Genomic DNA, 14,118 nt, shown 5'->3' on the forward strand with positions numbered 1-14,118 from the left:
TCTCAGGCCACCGACGCCAGACTGAACAGGGCCTCGCCCCGCGCCCGCGCCAGCGCACCCGCTGTCAGCACCGCCCGCGGCACGACCACTCCGCAGTCCGCGCACACCGGGCCGAACCACGGCTCGTCGTCCAGGTCCGGCCGCCACTCGATCCGGTCTCCCGCGCACACCGGGCAGTGCGCCCCGGGCGCGGACTCCAACGCGGCGATCAGCCGCAGCAGCACCTCGGCCAGCGGCTCCGACGGGTGCACGCCCGGATCGTCACACCGCGCCACTCCGTTGCCGCCCCACGTCCGCCGGTGCCAGTCGTCCAGCGCGCCCGGCCGGCGCAGGCCCTCGTGCTTCTCGCGCCGCCGTCGCGCCGCGAAATCCTTCTCGTACGCGAGCCAGACCGCCCGCGCCTCCTCCAGCTCCTCCAGCGCGGCCACCAGCCGCCCAGGATCGAGCTCCCGGTCCTCGGGCCCGAACCCGTGCCTGCGGCACAGATGGTCCCAGGTCGCGCGGTGCCCGTACGGGGCGAACCGCTCCAGGCACTTGCGGAGCGAGTACCTCCGCAGCGCCGTGTCACTCCCCGGATCGCGCACCTGTCTCGCAAGACTCCGGAAACCCGCCATCGCATCGCACCTCCGTCGCTCGTACTTCGGCGTCAAGGACGTTATGGAATGGACGAACGAGTACCCCTTCGTGTTCCATCGAAAATTCGATGGGCTCCATCAGAGGCGCACGGGGGAGATCTGTTGCGGGACGTACTGCCGGGACTCGCGGACAATCCGGCCCTGCCGGATCACCTGTTCGAACGGCTCCTGGCGACCGGCCACGAGGACGTCCCCTTCTTCCTCGCCCACCGCTCGGATCTGACCGCGACGCAGGTGAGAACGTTGCTCGCGCACACGGACGAGGAGATCGACAGGCTCGTCTCCGAGGGCAAGGTGCCCTGGGCCGACGTCCCGCGCGACAACCCCCAGGCGCTGCTGGCCGCCGTGCGGACGGGCATCGCGCCCCGCGCCGTCGCACAGCAGTTCGCCGTGCATCCCGATCCGGAGATCCGCCGTTCCCTGGCGAACCACGCGGAGCTGCTGCCCCCCGATGTCGTCGCCGTCCTCGCCCGCGACCCCGATCCCGAGGTGGTCCAGCGGGTGGCGCTCTACGCCGTCGACCTCCCCGCCCCCCTGGCCCACGAGCTCGCCCGCCATCCCCACACCGTCGTACGGGCGGAACTCGCGTCGAACGAGCACGCGCCGCCCGCCCTGCTCGCCTCCCTCCTCGCCGACGGCGGCCGGCCCGCGCCCACCCGCTGCGGCTCCTGCCACCGCCGGGCCGAGGGCTGCGCCGACCACGCGCCGGGCATCCGCCGGATACGGATCGCGGCGGCGAGCAACCCCGCCGTGCCGCCGGCCGGCCTCGAGGAGTTCCTGGACGCCGAGGAGGCCTGGGCCGCGGCCGAGATCGCGGAACGGACCGATCTGCCGGCCCACTTCCACCCGCGCCTGGCCGCCCATCCCGTCGCCTACGTACGGATGGCGGCGGCCGGCAACCCCGCCGTCGGCGAAGCCCTGCTCCGGCGGCTCGCCGACGATCCGGATCCCGCCGTGCGCGCGGCCGTCGCGGAGAACCCCGCCGTACCTCTCGCCCGGCTGACGGCCCTCGCCGCCGAACGGCGTCTCCCGCGCGATCCGCTGCCCCGTGTCCTCGCGGCCACCGAGGCCGAGCTCCGGGCCCTGGCCGGAAGCCGCGTCGCCCAGGTCCGCGCCCTCGTGGCCGCCCGGCCCGACCTCCCCGCCGACCTGCTGGACCTGCTCGCGGGCGATCCCGACCCCGGTGTGGCCCGACGGATCGCACCCCACCCGTCGCTCCCCGCCCGCCGGCTCACCGAACTCGCCGAGCGCCACGGGCCGCCCCTGCACGGCGCCGTCGCCCGGAACCCGGCGTGCCCCGCCGCGCTGCTGCGCCGGATGGCGCTGCACGCCGTGTCCTCGCCCAGGGCACTGGCCTCGATCGCCGCGCATCCCGCCACTCCGGCGGAGATCGTCGAGGACCTGCTGACGCACCCGGTCCGGGACATCGCCGTGACGGCCGCCGCCCACCCCTCGCTGCCGGTGGAGACGATGGAACGGCTCGTCGAGCAGGCCCTCGCCGGGCGGGAGACGAGCTGATCTACCGCCGCCCGATCCGGCCCGCCGACACCACCAGCCGGGCCAGCTCCGGGTGGCAGATGTCGCTGTGTTCCCCGACCACCTCCGCCGCGTCCACGCTCACGCATCCCGTCGCCGGGACTCCGTCGCGCAGCGCCCTGGCCAGGGGCAGCGAAGGCGTGCCCGGCACCGCCTGGACGCCGTCGTGGCCGATCGCCCACCAGCGCCTGTCGCTCCCGAGCAGCGAGTCGGCGTCCCGGGCCAGGCGAGAGGCCAGGGGATAGATCACGCGCAGCGCGGTGTCGTGGCGCGAGTAGCAGGCGACCACGGGACCGTCGACCCGCCGCTGGAGATCGCGCAGCGCCCCGCCCCGGCCCGGCTCGTGCGGCAGCCGGGCCGCGAACGCGTAGTGCGAGAAGGCCCCTTGGAGCAGCGTCACCGAGGCCACGTTCCGCGCCCCGGCGGGCAGTCCGCGCAGCGCGTACGAGACGAGCCGGGCTCCCATGCTGTGACCGACGAGGTGGATCCGCAGTCCGGGGGAGGAGCGGGCGAGTTCGCCGAGGAGCGGGCCGAGCCCCCGCTCGCCGACGGTGCCGGCGCGGCGCTTCATCGTGTAGTACGTGGCCTGGCGCAGGGCCTCCCTCGCGCCCTTCCAGTACCGCTTCAGCCGGTCGCCGAACGCCTCGCGCGGGGTCGGCACGCCCCCGGGGCCCGGCTCCGGCCCCGCCGCCTCCTCCAGCGCGTCGGTGAACATCGCGCAGACGGCCACCGGATCCGCGAGCAGGAAGTCCGGCACGTCCGGGCCGCCCTGCGCCAGGCCGTGCGAGCCGTTCGATGCGCCGGTGTCCGTCAACTCGCGTAGCAGGTCGCCGAATTCGGTGAACGCGGCCTCGTCGTCCGGCTGCTCCCGCAGCAGGGTGGCGAGCCGGCCCACCACCGCCTCCTTGCCGGGGTGCACGGCCGCCACGGTCTCGAAGTCGGGGATCGGCTCGTCCGAGAACATCATCGACGGCCACACCACCCCCACGTACCCCACGTGCGCGTCCGCCTCCACGGCCCGCGGGAAGGGGGCGAAGAACGCCGCGTACAACCGGGTGGCCACGGAACGGGTGTTGTTCCACCCGTGGGCGAACATCACCAGATCCGTGGCCCCTTGGGCGGCCAGTGCCGCGAGCGCCTCGTGCTGCCCGGTCGCCCCGTCGCCGTCCTTGTCGAAGGTGATCTCCCGGTACGGCTCCACACTCATCCCGGCCATGGTCTGCCCGTCCCTCCGCGTCGAGGAGTTGCTGAGGACAATGCTGAGGAAGCTGCTGGGGGAGTTCTTCCCGCGACAGCACCCTGCGCACGCGGAGGGACGGCCGGTTCTTCGGCACGGTCGCCGCACCCCGGCCCGTTCGGGGCTGCCCCACCGTCACCGGTAGAGCAGGTACTCCTTCCGTACGGCGCGGAACGCGGCCAGGTCGGCGCCCCACGCCCCCACGACCTCGTCCGTGTCCGCGCCCGCGTCGATCAGGGTCCGGACCCGCGTCGAGCCCGTCAGCTTGTCGATCCAGTTGTCCGGCCGCCAGGCGAAGCCGCTCCACGAGCGCTTTGCGCTGACGAGGAGCCCGATCCCGGTCCGTACGGGGTCGAAGACCTCCCGGTCGTCCACGTGGACCTGCACCCCGCCGACCGTCTTCCCCTGGAACTTGGAGAAGGTCGGGGCGAAGTACGCCTCCCGGAAGCGCACCCCCGGCAGCTCCAGCGCGTTCGCGGCCTCCGCCCACCGCCGGTCCACGCCCTCCGCGCCGAGCAGCTCGAAGGGGCGGGTGGTGCCCCGCCCCTCGGAGAGGTTGGTGCCCTCGAAGAGACAGGTGCCGGAGTAGACGAGCGCCGTGTCCGGCGTCGGCATGTTCGGACTCGGCGGCACCCACGGCAGCCCGGTGGCGTCGAAGAAGTCGCGCCGCCTCCAGCCCGACACCTGAACGGTCGCCAGCTCCACCGGCTTCGCCAGGAACTCCCCGTTGAACAGCCGGGCCAGCTCCGCCACCGTCATCCCGTGCGCCTGCGCGATCGGCTCGCGGCCGACGAAGGTGGCGAAGGCGCGGTCGAGGACCGGGCCGAGGGCCGCCCGCCCGGTGACCGGGTTCGGCCGGTCCAGTACGACGAACCGTTTCCCCGCCAGGGCGGCGGCCACCATGCAGTCGTAGAGCGTCCAGATGTACGTGTAGAACCGGGCGCCGGCGTCCTGGATGTCGAAGACGACGGTGTCGACGCCCGACGCGGTGAAGACGTCCGCGAGCGGCTGCCCGCTCTTCAGATACGTGTCGTAGACGGGAAGTCCGGTCGCGGGGTCGTCGTAGCGGCCCTCGGAGCCGCCGGCCTGGGCCGTGCCCCGGAAGCCGTGCTCGGGGCCGAAGACCGCCACCAGGTCCACCCGGTCGTCGGCGTGCATCACGTCGACGATGTGGCGCACGTCGGAGGTGATCCCGGTCGGATTGGTGACGACGCCGACCCGCTGCCCGGCGAGCGGCGCGTAGCCGTCGGCGGCCAGCCGCTCGAATCCGGTGCGGACCCGCCGGCCGCCCCCGTGCGCCACCGCCGACGGGGCGGCCACCGCGCCCGCCCCGATCGCTCCGCCGGCGGCCAGCAGGCCACGCCTGGACAGGCTCGACAGGTTCATGCAGAAACCTCCTTGATCGCCTTCCCTGACATGGCCACGCACGCTAGCGCTCCTGACGGCCCCAGGGAACGAGGCGTGCGCAGGGGACTTTCGCCACGACATACCGACTGGTTAGTCTGCTCGTACTGTCACGACGGAGAGGCGGGTCTCGATGAGCACGGTGCAGGGTTCCGGAGTGGTCGTCACGGGTGCGGGCGGCGGGATCGGGGCGGCCCTGGCCCGCCGGTTCGCCGCCGAGGGCGCCCGGGTCGTCGTCAACGACCTCGACCCCGACCGCACCAAGGCCGTCGCCGAGGAGATCGGCGCCACCGCCGTCCCGGGCGACGCCTCGGAGATCGTCGAGGAGGCCCGCGAGGCCCTCGGCGGCACCATCGACGTCTGGTGCGCCAACGCCGGACTCGCCTCGCCCGGCGACGCCTTCGCCGACGAGGCCGTCTGGGCCGCCGCCTGGGACGTCAACGTGATGGCCCATGTCCGCGCGGCCCGCGCTCTGCTCCCCGACTGGCTGGAGCGCGGCAGCGGCCGCTTCGTCTCCACCGTCTCCGCCGCCGGCCTGCTGACCATGGTGGGCGCGGCCCCGTACAGCGTCTCGAAGCACGGCGCGTACGCCTTCGCCGAATGGCTCTCCCTCACCTACCGCCACCGCGGCCTCAAGGTCCACGCGATCTGCCCGCAGGGCGTCCGTACGGACATGCTCACCGCCGCCGGATCGGCCGGCGAGCTCGTCCTCGCCCCCACCGCCATCGAGCCCGAGGACGTCGCCGACTCCCTCTTCGACGCCATCGAGGCCGACCGCTTCCTGGTCCTCCCGCACGCCGAGGTCGCCGACTACTACCGGATGCGGGCGGCCGATCCCGAGCGGTGGCTCGGCGGCATGAACCACATCCAGCGCACGTGGGAGGGAGAGGGCCGATGACCCCGACCGAGTCCGGCTACGCGGCCCGGCCCTGGCTCGCCCAGCTCACCGACGCCCAGCGCGCGCCGATAGCCCCGCCGCCCACCGCGCTGCACGCCTTCCGCGCCTCCGCCGCCCGCGTCCCCGAACACCCGGCCCTCGCCTACTTCGACGGCCGGCTGACCTACCGGGAGACGGACGCGCTCTCCGACTCCGTCGCCGGACACCTCGCCGCCCAAGGGCTGGAGCGCGGCGACCGGGTCGCCGTCATGCTCCAGAACAGCCCCCACTTCGTCCTCGCCCTCCTCGGCGCATGGAAGGCCGGCGCCACCGTCGTCCCGCTCAACCCGATGTACAAGTCGGCCGAGGTCGGGCACGCCCTGCGGGACTCCGGAGCCGTCGCGCTGATCTGTTCCGACCGCGCCTGGGACGGCTATCTGCGGGAGACCGCCGCCGACTCTCCCGTACGGATCGCGCTCACCGCCTGTGAACGCGACCTCCAGACCCGGGACGACCCCCGCGTCCTGGCCTTCGAGCGGGTGGAGACCGGCACCGACGACCTGCTGGCCGTCGCCCGCGCCGGACACCCCGCCCCCGCCGGCCGCGAACTCACCGGCGAGGACGTGGCCCTCATCAGCTACACCTCCGGCACCAGCGGCACCCCCAAGGGCGCCCTCAACCTCCACCGGGGCATCGCCTACAACGCCGAACGCCAGCGCACCGGGCACCCCGTCCCCGAAGGCGCCGGATACTTCGCGCTCGCCCCGCTCTTCCACATCACCGGCCTGGTCTGCGAGCTCGCCGCCTGCTTCGGCAACGCGGGCACCCTCGTCCTCGCCTACCGCTTCGACTCCGGAGTGGTCCTCGACGCCTTCCTGGAGCACCGCCCCGCGTACACGGTCGGTCCCTCCACGGCGTTCATGGCCCTCGCCGCGCACCCCGGCGCCACCCCGGACCACTTCTCCTCCTTCGCGGTCATCTCCTCGGGCGGCGCCCCGGTCCCGCCCGCGCTGGTCGAGAAGTTCCGCGCCGGCTTCGGCCCGTACATCCGCAACGGCTACGGCCTCACCGAGTGCACCGCCCCCTGCGCCGCCGTGCCGCCTGAGAAGGAGGCCCCGGTCGACCCCGCCTCCGGCACGCTGTCCGTGGGCGTCCCCGGGCCCGACACGGTCGTCCGGATCCTCGACGAGACCGGCGCCGAGGTGCCGTTCGGCGAGCAGGGCGAGATCGCGGTGCGCGGCCCGCAGGTCGTCCCCGGCTACTGGAGGCTCCCCGAGGCCACCGGCACCACGTTCCCCGACGGGGAGCTGCGGACCGGGGACATCGGCTTCATGGACACGGACGGCTGGCTCTACGTAGTCGACCGCAAGAAGGACATGATCAACGCCTCCGGCTTCAAGGTCTGGCCGCGGGAGGTGGAGGACGTCCTCTACACCCACCCGGCCGTCCGCGAGGCCGCCGTCGTCGGCATCCCCCACGCCTACCGGGGAGAGACGGTCAAGGCGTACGTGAGTCTGCGCCCGGGCAGCGCCGTCGGGCCCGACGAACTGTCCGCGTACTGCGAGCAGCGGCTCGCCGCGTACAAATACCCCCGCGAGGTGGAGATCCTGCCGGAGCTCCCCAAGACGACAAGTGGGAAGATCCTCAGAAGGGAACTGCGTTCCCTCACGTAGGACCACCCACGACGATGATCACCAGAGAGAGGCGGCGGCGCATGGCCAGGACGACGGACGGGAGCGGTACCCCCGTCCCCCAGAGGCTGCTGGCCGCCGCCACCCGGCTCTTCGCGGAGCAGGGCTACGACCGCACCTCCGTCCAGGAGATCGTGGAGGCGGCGGGCGTCACCAAGGGCGCGCTCTACCACTACTTCGGGTCCAAGGAGGACCTCCTCCAGGAGGTCTACTCCCGGGTGCTGCGGCTCCAGCAGGAGCGGCTCGACGCCTTCGCGGACGCCGACGCCCCGGTCGAGCAGCGGCTGCGCGACGCCGCCGCCGACGTCGTCGTCACCACGATCGACAACCTGGACGACGCCTCGATCTTCTTCCGCTCGATGCACCACCTGAGCCCGGAGAAGAACAAGCAGGTACGGTCCGAGCGGCGGCGCTACCACGAGCGGTTCCGCGCCCTGATCGAGGAGGGCCAGCAGGCAGGCGTCTTCTCCTCCGCGACCCCGGCGGACCTGGTGGTGGACTACCACTTCGGCTCCGTCCACCACCTGTCCACCTGGTACCGGCCGGACGGTCCGCTGACGCCGCAGCAGGTCGCCGACCAGCTCGCCGACCTGCTGCTGCGCGCGCTCCGCCCCTGAGGGCCGGCTAGAGGTACTTCTTCAGCTCCCGCCGCGCCAGCGACCGCTGGTGGACCTCGTCCGGGCCGTCCGCCAGCTTCAGCGTGCGCGCGGCGGCCCAGAGTTCGGCCAGTGGGAAGTCCTGCGAGACCCCGCCCGCGCCGTGCACCTGGACGGCCTTGTCGAGGATGTCGACCACCGCGCGCGGGGTCGCGATCTTGATGGCCTGGATCTCCGTGTGGGCACCCCGGTTGCCGACGGTGTCCATCAGCCAGGCCGTCTTGAGGACGAGCAGCCGCAACTGCTCGACCGTCACACGGGCGTCGGCGATCCAGTTCTGGACCACACCCTGCTGGGCGATCGCCTTGCCGAAGGCGGTACGGGAGACGGCCCGGCGGCACATCAGCTCGATCGCCCGCTCGGCCATGCCGATCAGCCGCATGCAGTGGTGGATCCGGCCGGGGCCGAGCCGGGCCTGGGCGATGGCGAAGCCGCCGCCCTCCTCGCCGACGAGGTTCGAGGCCGGGACACGGACGTCGTGGAAGACGACCTCGGCGTGACCGCCGTGGGAGTGGTCCTCGTAGCCGTACACCTGCATCGCCCGGCGGACCTCGACACCGGGGGTGTCGCGGGGCACGAGGATCATCGACTGCTGCCGGCGGATGTCCGCGCCGTCCGGGTCGGTCTTGCCCATCACGATGAAGATCTTGCAGTCGGGGTTCATCGCCCCCGAGATGTACCACTTGCGCCCGTTGACGACGTAGTCCTCGCCGTCGCGGATGATCCGCGTCTCGACGTTCGTCGCGTCCGAGGAGGCCACCTCGGGCTCCGTCATCGCGAACGCCGAACGGATCTCCCCGGCGAGCAGCGGCTCCAGCCACTGCTTCTTCTGCGCCTCGTCGCCGAACTGGGCGAGCACCTCCATGTTCCCGGTGTCCGGCGCCGCGCAGTTGAGGGCGGTGGGGGCCAGGTGCGGGCTGCGGCCGGTGATCTCGGCCAGCGGCGCGTACTGGAGGTTGGTCAGCCCCGCCCCGTGCTCGGCGTCGGGGAGGAAGAGGTTCCACAGACCCTGGCGGCGGGCCTCCGCCTTCAGCTCCTCCACGATCCGCGGGGTGTCCCACGGCGAGGCGAGCAGCGCCCGCTGCTCCTCGGCGACCGGCTCGGCGGGGTAGACGTGCTCGTCCATGAAGGCGAGCAGCTTCGCCCGCAGCTCCTCGGTGCGTGCGTCGAATGCGAAGTCCATGGCGGATCAGCCTTCCTGGAGGGTGGTGAGGCCGTGCTCGATGAAGACGGGGACGAGTTCGCCGATGCGGTCGAAGCCGGCGCCGACGGTCTGGCCGAGGGTGTAGCGGTAGTGGATGCCCTCCAGGATCACGGCGAGCTTGAACCAGGCGAAGGCCGTGTACCAGGAGATGGCGGAGGTGTCGCGGCCCGAGCGGGCGGCGTACCGCTCGATCAGCTCGGCGGGCGTGGGGTGCCCGGCGGCCGTGGCGGTCGTGCTGACGGGGGAGTGGGGGACGTCGAGCGGCGCGCTGTACATCGCGAGCAGACCGAGGTCGGTCAGCGGGTCGCCGAGCGTGGACATCTCCCAGTCGAGGACCGCCTTGATCCGGTCGTCCTCGCCGATCAGGACGTTGTCCAGGCGGTAGTCGCCGTGGACGACGGTCGGGGCGGGAGATCCGGGGAGCGCGCGGCCGAGCGCGGCGTGCAGCTCGTCGATGCCCGCCAGGTCGCGGTTGCGGGAGGCGTCGAGCTGCTTGCCCCAGCGGCGCAGCTGCCGGTCGAGGAATCCGTCCGGGCGTCCGAAGTCGCCGAGCCCCACCTCCGCCGGGTCCACGGCGTGCAGGTCGACGAGCGTGTCGACCAGGCCGAGGACGGCCGCGCGGGTGCGCTCGGCACCGAGCGGGGCGAGCTGCTCGGCCGAGCGGTACGGGGTGCCGGCGACGAACTCCATGACGTAGAACGGCGCCCCGAGGACGGTGTCGTCCTCGCAGAGGAGGACAATCTCCGGGACCGGCACGGCCGTCGCGTGCAGGGCGCTGATCACCCGGTGCTCGCGCTTCATGTCGTGCGCGGTGGCGAGGACATGGCCGAGCGGAGGCCGGCGTACCACCCACCGGCCGGTGCCGTCCGTGACGACGTACGTCAGGTTGGACCGGCCGCCCTCGATCAGCCGGGCGTCGAGCGGTCCGCGCACGAGTCCCGGCCGTTCCCGGTCGAGGAATCCGCGCAACTGCTCGGGATCGAGACCTGGCGGCGGGGCTGAGCTCATCGTGCGTACCTCCGGGGACGGGGGGCGGGTCGGCGTTCATGATGACCGACCAGTCGGTATGTCGTCCAGGGTTCGCGACGGAAACTGGTGCGGTCGGTCTGGCCGGGGATCGCCATCTTGAATAGGGTTCACATATGAATCCCGAGCTGATCGTCGAGGAAGTCCGGCTGACCCCGATCCTGATCGCCGACCCGCCCCTGCTCAACACCCAGGGGGTGCACCAGCCCTTCACCCCCCGCCTCGTGGTGGAAGTGGTCACGCGGGGCGGGGTCACCGGCCTGGGGGAGACCTACGGAGACCGGAGGTATCTGGACCTCGCACGGCCGCTCGCCGAGGCGCTGTCCGGCCACTCGGTCACGGACATGAATGGCTTGTTCGCGCTGGCAGCGCGGGTGTGCGGCGACTCACGGGCCGTCGACGGCCGGGTCGACGCGGGCGGGCTGCGCGGGGTCCAGACCGCCGACAAGCTCCGCCTCTCCGTCGTCTCGGCCTTCGAGGTCGCCTGCCTGGACGCGCTCGGCAGGAGCCTCGGGCTGCCCGTCCACGCGCTGCTCGGCGGCAAGGTCCGCGACTCCGTCGAGTACAGCGCGTACCTCTTCTACAAGTTCGCCGGGACGGACGAGTGGGGAGCCGCCCTCGACCCGGCGGGCGTCGTCGAGCAGGCCCGCCGCTTCGACCGGCTGTACGGCTTCCGCTCCTTCAAGCTCAAGGGCGGCGTCCTCCCGCCCGAGCAGGAGGTCGCCGCGATCCGCGCCCTGGCCGAGGAGTTCCCCGGCCGGCCCCTCCGCCTCGACCCGAACGGCGCCTGGTCCGTGGAGACCGCGCTGGAGGTGGCGCGCGAGCTGAAGGACGTCCTGGAGTACCTGGAGGACCCGGGCACCGGCACGGACGCCATGGCCGAGATCGCGTCCCGTACGGACGTGCCGCTCGCGACCAACATGTGCGTGACGACCTTCGAGGAGGTCCCCGAGGCCTTCGCCCGTGACGCGGTACGGATCGTGCTCTGCGACCACCACTACTGGGGCGGCCTGCACCGCACGCGCGAACTGGCCGCGCTCTGCCGTACGTACGGCGTGGGGCTCTCCATGCACTCCAACACCCACCTCGGGATCAGCCTCGCGGCCATGACCCAGGTGGCCGCGACCCTGCCCCACCTGGACCACGCCTGCGACACCCACTACCCCTGGCAGACCGAGGACGTCGTCACCACCCGGCCCGTCTTCCACGACGGCCGCCTCGCCGTCTCCGACGCACCGGGCCTCGGCGTCGAACTGGACCGCGAGGCGCTCGCCGCACTCCACCGCCGCTGGCTGGACGACGACGGCTCCCTCCGCGACCGCGACGACGCGGCGGCGATGCGCGAAGTGGACCTGGCATGGAGCCCCACCCGCTGGTAGCCGCAGGTCACGCGTGGCACGCCACCGGGACGCCGCCGTTCATCGCCGCCATGTCCCCGAAGACCACCGCCGGGTCCAGCGGCGAGCCCTCCGGCAGCCCGTCCAGCTCCGCGTACGCCCGGTGCAGGTTCGCCACGAGCCGCTCGCTCTCCCGCCAGGCCGCGAACTCCCCGAGGTCGGCCCGGCGTGCCGTCTCCAGCGGGGTGGCACCCTTGGCGCGCCCGTCACGGGCCAGTTCGGCCACCCGGTGCAGATAGCGCTCCGTCGTGTCGTACACCGACGGGTCGGTCACCGGACCGTGCCCCGGTACCACCGTCGGCGCGTCGAGGGAGCGCAGCACGTCGAGCGCGCGCAGCGAACCCGACAGCGAACCCATCGGCAGGAAGGGCGTCCCGCCGTGGAAGACCAGGTCCCCGGTGAACACCACGCCCCGTTCCGGGACATGGACGATCGAGTCGCCGGTCGTGTGCGCGGGCCCCGGGTGCAGCACGCGCACCTCCAGCTCGCCGACGTACAGCGTCAGACGCTCGCTGTACGTGAGTGTGGGCGGCTCCACCTCCACCGCGCCGAAGTCGGTCCGCGGCCACAGCAGATGGAGCTGGCGCCCGGCCGCGAGCTGCTCGGACCGGCAGTTGGCGTGCCCGACGATCCGCGCCTCCGGCAGGAACACCCCGTTGCCGTACGTGTGGTCGCCGTGGTGGTGGGTCGAGACGACGGTCCGGGGCAGCGGCAGCCCCTCGGCGAGCACCGCCTCGCGCAGCAGGCGGGCGCGCCGCTCGGTGGCGGCCGTGTCCACGAGCAGGCTCTCGCGGGCGTCGCCGAGGAAGCCGGCGTTGTTCAGGCACCAGCCGCCGTCGGGCTGCACATAGGCGTGCACCTGCGGCGCGAGCGGGACGACATACGGATCGGCGACGGACAAGGGGACCCCCTGAGGCGAACGGAAACGAGCCCGACCGGCAGGTGGCAGCCTGTCAGTCGGGCCCGGTCCGGGGGAAATCCCCGTGGTGTCGTCAGTGGTCGTCCCAGTGCCCGTCGTGCGCCGCGTGCCGGTGCCCGTCGTGCACGTAGTCCATGTGATCCCCGTGGGTCACCGCCGTGTGCCCGCAGTCCGGCCCGTGCTGGTGCGCGTGCCCGTCGTGCGCCACGTGCCCGGACCGCTCGCACTCGTCCCAGTGGCCGTCGTGCTCCCGGTGCAGGTGTCCGTCGTGGGCGTAGTCGACGTGCCCCTCGTGCTCGACGGCGGGATGGCCGCAGGCGGGGCCGTGGGTGTGCTCGTGGGTGGGGTGCTCGTGGTGGAGAAGGGTCATGACATCGCCTTCTGTGAGGGGGTGGTGCGACCGCTCCAGGCTAGCCCTGAATGTCCGGCTCGTCCTGGTTCCACCCCTGTGCGTCGACGAACAGGTCGCGATGCGTACGTCCCCTGCCGGGGGAGTCCGGCTTGCGGGGTGAGGGAGGCGCCGTGATCGTTCGGGGTATGAAGGCGATCAGCTACAGCCGGTACGGCGGACCCGAGGTGCTCGAGTACGGCGAGCGGCCCGACCCCAAGGTCGGTCCCGACGACGTCCTCGTGAAGGTACGGGCGGCCGCCGTGAACCCCGTCGACTGGAAGGCCCAGGCCGGCTACCTGGACGGGATGATCGACGCCGTCTTCCCCGTCGTTCCCGGCTGGGACGTCTCGGGGGTCGTCGTCCAGCCCGGCGTCTCCGTCACCGAGTTCGCCGTCGGCGACGAGGTCATGGGGTACGTCCGCGAGGACTTCCTCGCCCGCGGCACCTTCGCGGAGTACGTCGCCGCCCCCGTCCGCACCCTCGCCCGCAAGCCGCGCACCCTGGGCTTCGAGGAGTCCGCCGCGCTCCCGCTGGCCGGTCTCACCGCCTACCAGGTCCTCCACCAGGCCCTCAGCGTCCGCTCCGGCGACACGGTCCTGGTGCACGCGGCGGCCGGCGGGGTGGGCTCCATGGCCGTCCAGATCGCCCGCCACCTCGGCTGCCGGGTCATCGGCGCGGCGCGCGAGGCGGGCCAGGAGCGGATCAGGGAGCTGGGCGCGGAGCCGGTCCTGTACGACGAGGGCACCTTCGTCGCGCAGGTTCGCGAGCTGGCGCCGGACGGCGTGGACGCGGCCTTCGACACCCTCGGCGGCACCTTCCTCAAGCTCACCCCCCGGGTGATGGCCCCCGAGGGCCGCCTCGCCTCTATCGCGGACGGCGAGGTGATCGGTCTCGGCGGCCGCTACTTCTGGGTCCGCCCCGACCCCCAGGACCTCGCCGCGCTCGCCGCACTGGCCGACGAGGGCGCGGTCTCCGTCCGGGTGGCGCGGAGCTTCCCGCTGGAGAAGGCGGCCGACGCCCAGCGCGCCAACCAGGAGGGCGGCCTCAACGGCAAGGTCGTGGTCACCGTGGAGTGGCCGGACTAGGCGATGTACCGCGCCGGACGCCGTTCGCGGCCGCGGGCCATGGTGACGACACCCCCTAGG

General features: G+C 72.9%; 13 protein-coding genes. 6 read left to right on the forward strand and 7 right to left on the reverse strand.

Going from position 1 to position 14,118, the window contains the following annotated elements; all coding sequences use genetic code 11:
- Window positions 1–2 precede the first annotated feature (2 nt).
- Complete coding sequence (locus tag M5362_RS30245; RefSeq protein ID WP_260231012.1) at window positions 3–614, reverse strand: hypothetical protein; 612 nt, start codon at window positions 612–614, stop codon at window positions 3–5.
- Between the two features lie 123 nt (window positions 615–737).
- Between M5362_RS30245 and M5362_RS30250 the strand changes: the two genes are divergently transcribed.
- Window positions 738–2,153 (forward strand): hypothetical protein, encoded by a 1,416-nt coding sequence (locus M5362_RS30250; RefSeq protein WP_260231013.1) that lies wholly within the window; start codon window positions 738–740, stop codon window positions 2,151–2,153.
- 1 nt (window position 2,154) lies between these two features.
- Here M5362_RS30250 and M5362_RS30255 read toward each other — a convergent pair whose 3' ends face one another.
- Window positions 2,155–3,387: an alpha/beta hydrolase gene (locus M5362_RS30255; protein WP_260231015.1), complete on the reverse strand. Its 1,233-nt coding sequence runs from the start codon at window positions 3,385–3,387 to the stop codon at window positions 2,155–2,157.
- A gap of 156 nt (window positions 3,388–3,543) precedes the next feature.
- Window positions 3,544–4,794, reverse strand: coding sequence for a DUF1343 domain-containing protein (locus M5362_RS30260; protein WP_260231016.1), 1,251 nt, complete (start codon window positions 4,792–4,794; stop codon window positions 3,544–3,546).
- A gap of 151 nt (window positions 4,795–4,945) precedes the next feature.
- Between M5362_RS30260 and M5362_RS30265 the strand changes: the two genes are divergently transcribed.
- Genes M5362_RS30265 through M5362_RS30275 form a run of 3 tightly spaced genes read left to right on the forward strand, consistent with a single transcriptional unit; the run spans window position 4,946 to window position 7,997 of the window.
- Window positions 4,946–5,710: an SDR family oxidoreductase gene (locus tag M5362_RS30265; RefSeq protein WP_260231017.1), complete on the forward strand. Its 765-nt coding sequence runs from the start codon at window positions 4,946–4,948 to the stop codon at window positions 5,708–5,710.
- Window positions 5,707–7,362 carry an AMP-binding protein gene (locus M5362_RS30270; RefSeq protein ID WP_260231018.1) on the forward strand — a complete coding sequence of 552 codons (1,656 nt, stop codon included), beginning with the start codon at window positions 5,707–5,709 and terminating at the stop codon, window positions 7,360–7,362. Before M5362_RS30265 ends, M5362_RS30270 begins: the two co-directional genes overlap by 4 nt.
- Before the next feature lie 41 nt (window positions 7,363–7,403).
- On the forward strand, window positions 7,404–7,997 hold the full coding sequence (locus M5362_RS30275; protein WP_260231019.1) for a TetR/AcrR family transcriptional regulator: 594 nt from the start codon (window positions 7,404–7,406) through the stop codon (window positions 7,995–7,997).
- Window positions 7,998–8,004: 7 nt separating this feature from the next.
- Here the strand turns inward: M5362_RS30275 and M5362_RS30280 are convergent, their stop codons facing one another.
- Together M5362_RS30280 and M5362_RS30285 are read right to left on the reverse strand one after the other, a co-directional pair.
- Window positions 8,005–9,219: an acyl-CoA dehydrogenase family protein gene (locus M5362_RS30280; protein ID WP_260231020.1), complete on the reverse strand. Its 1,215-nt coding sequence runs from the start codon at window positions 9,217–9,219 to the stop codon at window positions 8,005–8,007.
- Window positions 9,220–9,225: 6 nt separating this feature from the next.
- Window positions 9,226–10,248 carry a phosphotransferase family protein gene (locus tag M5362_RS30285; protein ID WP_260231021.1) on the reverse strand — a complete coding sequence of 341 codons (1,023 nt, stop codon included), beginning with the start codon at window positions 10,246–10,248 and terminating at the stop codon, window positions 9,226–9,228.
- Between the two features lie 134 nt (window positions 10,249–10,382).
- On the opposite strand from M5362_RS30285, the gene M5362_RS30290 reads away from it, so the two are divergent.
- Complete coding sequence (locus M5362_RS30290; RefSeq protein WP_260231022.1) at window positions 10,383–11,645, forward strand: glucarate dehydratase family protein; 1,263 nt, start codon at window positions 10,383–10,385, stop codon at window positions 11,643–11,645.
- A gap of 7 nt (window positions 11,646–11,652) precedes the next feature.
- Here M5362_RS30290 and M5362_RS30295 read toward each other — a convergent pair whose 3' ends face one another.
- Together M5362_RS30295 and M5362_RS30300 are read right to left on the reverse strand one after the other, a co-directional pair.
- On the reverse strand, window positions 11,653–12,564 hold the full coding sequence (locus M5362_RS30295; RefSeq protein WP_260231023.1) for an MBL fold metallo-hydrolase: 912 nt from the start codon (window positions 12,562–12,564) through the stop codon (window positions 11,653–11,655).
- A 91-nt stretch (window positions 12,565–12,655) separates the two neighbouring features.
- Window positions 12,656–12,952 carry a hypothetical protein gene (locus M5362_RS30300; protein ID WP_260231024.1) on the reverse strand — a complete coding sequence of 99 codons (297 nt, stop codon included), beginning with the start codon at window positions 12,950–12,952 and terminating at the stop codon, window positions 12,656–12,658.
- Between the two features lie 167 nt (window positions 12,953–13,119).
- Between M5362_RS30300 and M5362_RS30305 the strand changes: the two genes are divergently transcribed.
- Window positions 13,120–14,058, forward strand: coding sequence for an NADP-dependent oxidoreductase (locus M5362_RS30305; protein ID WP_260231026.1), 939 nt, complete (start codon window positions 13,120–13,122; stop codon window positions 14,056–14,058).
- Window positions 14,059–14,118 lie beyond the last annotated feature (60 nt).

It is taken from the genome of Streptomyces sp. Je 1-79 (genome assembly GCF_025195125.1).
GTDB lineage: Bacteria > Actinomycetota > Actinomycetes > Streptomycetales > Streptomycetaceae > Streptomyces.

Excerpts from the sequence above, each read along its gene's own strand:
- M5362_RS30245 (WP_260231012.1), bottom strand. The coding sequence starts at position 614 with ATGGCGGGTTTCCGGAGTCTTGCGAGACAGGTGCGCGATCCGGGGAGT.
- M5362_RS30255 (WP_260231015.1), bottom strand. The coding sequence starts at position 3,387 with ATGGCCGGGATGAGTGTGGAGCCGTACCGGGAGATCACCTTCGACAAG.
- M5362_RS30260 (WP_260231016.1), bottom strand. The coding sequence starts at position 4,794 with ATGAACCTGTCGAGCCTGTCCAGGCGTGGCCTGCTGGCCGCCGGCGGA.
- M5362_RS30265 (WP_260231017.1), top strand. The coding sequence starts at position 4,946 with ATGAGCACGGTGCAGGGTTCCGGAGTGGTCGTCACGGGTGCGGGCGGC.
- M5362_RS30270 (WP_260231018.1), top strand. The coding sequence starts at position 5,707 with ATGACCCCGACCGAGTCCGGCTACGCGGCCCGGCCCTGGCTCGCCCAG.
- M5362_RS30275 (WP_260231019.1), top strand. The coding sequence starts at position 7,404 with ATGGCCAGGACGACGGACGGGAGCGGTACCCCCGTCCCCCAGAGGCTG.
- M5362_RS30280 (WP_260231020.1), bottom strand. The coding sequence starts at position 9,219 with ATGGACTTCGCATTCGACGCACGCACCGAGGAGCTGCGGGCGAAGCTG.
- M5362_RS30285 (WP_260231021.1), bottom strand. The coding sequence starts at position 10,248 with ATGAGCTCAGCCCCGCCGCCAGGTCTCGATCCCGAGCAGTTGCGCGGA.
- M5362_RS30290 (WP_260231022.1), top strand. The coding sequence starts at position 10,383 with ATGAATCCCGAGCTGATCGTCGAGGAAGTCCGGCTGACCCCGATCCTG.
- M5362_RS30300 (WP_260231024.1), bottom strand. The coding sequence starts at position 12,952 with ATGACCCTTCTCCACCACGAGCACCCCACCCACGAGCACACCCACGGC.
- M5362_RS30305 (WP_260231026.1), top strand. The coding sequence starts at position 13,120 with ATGAAGGCGATCAGCTACAGCCGGTACGGCGGACCCGAGGTGCTCGAG.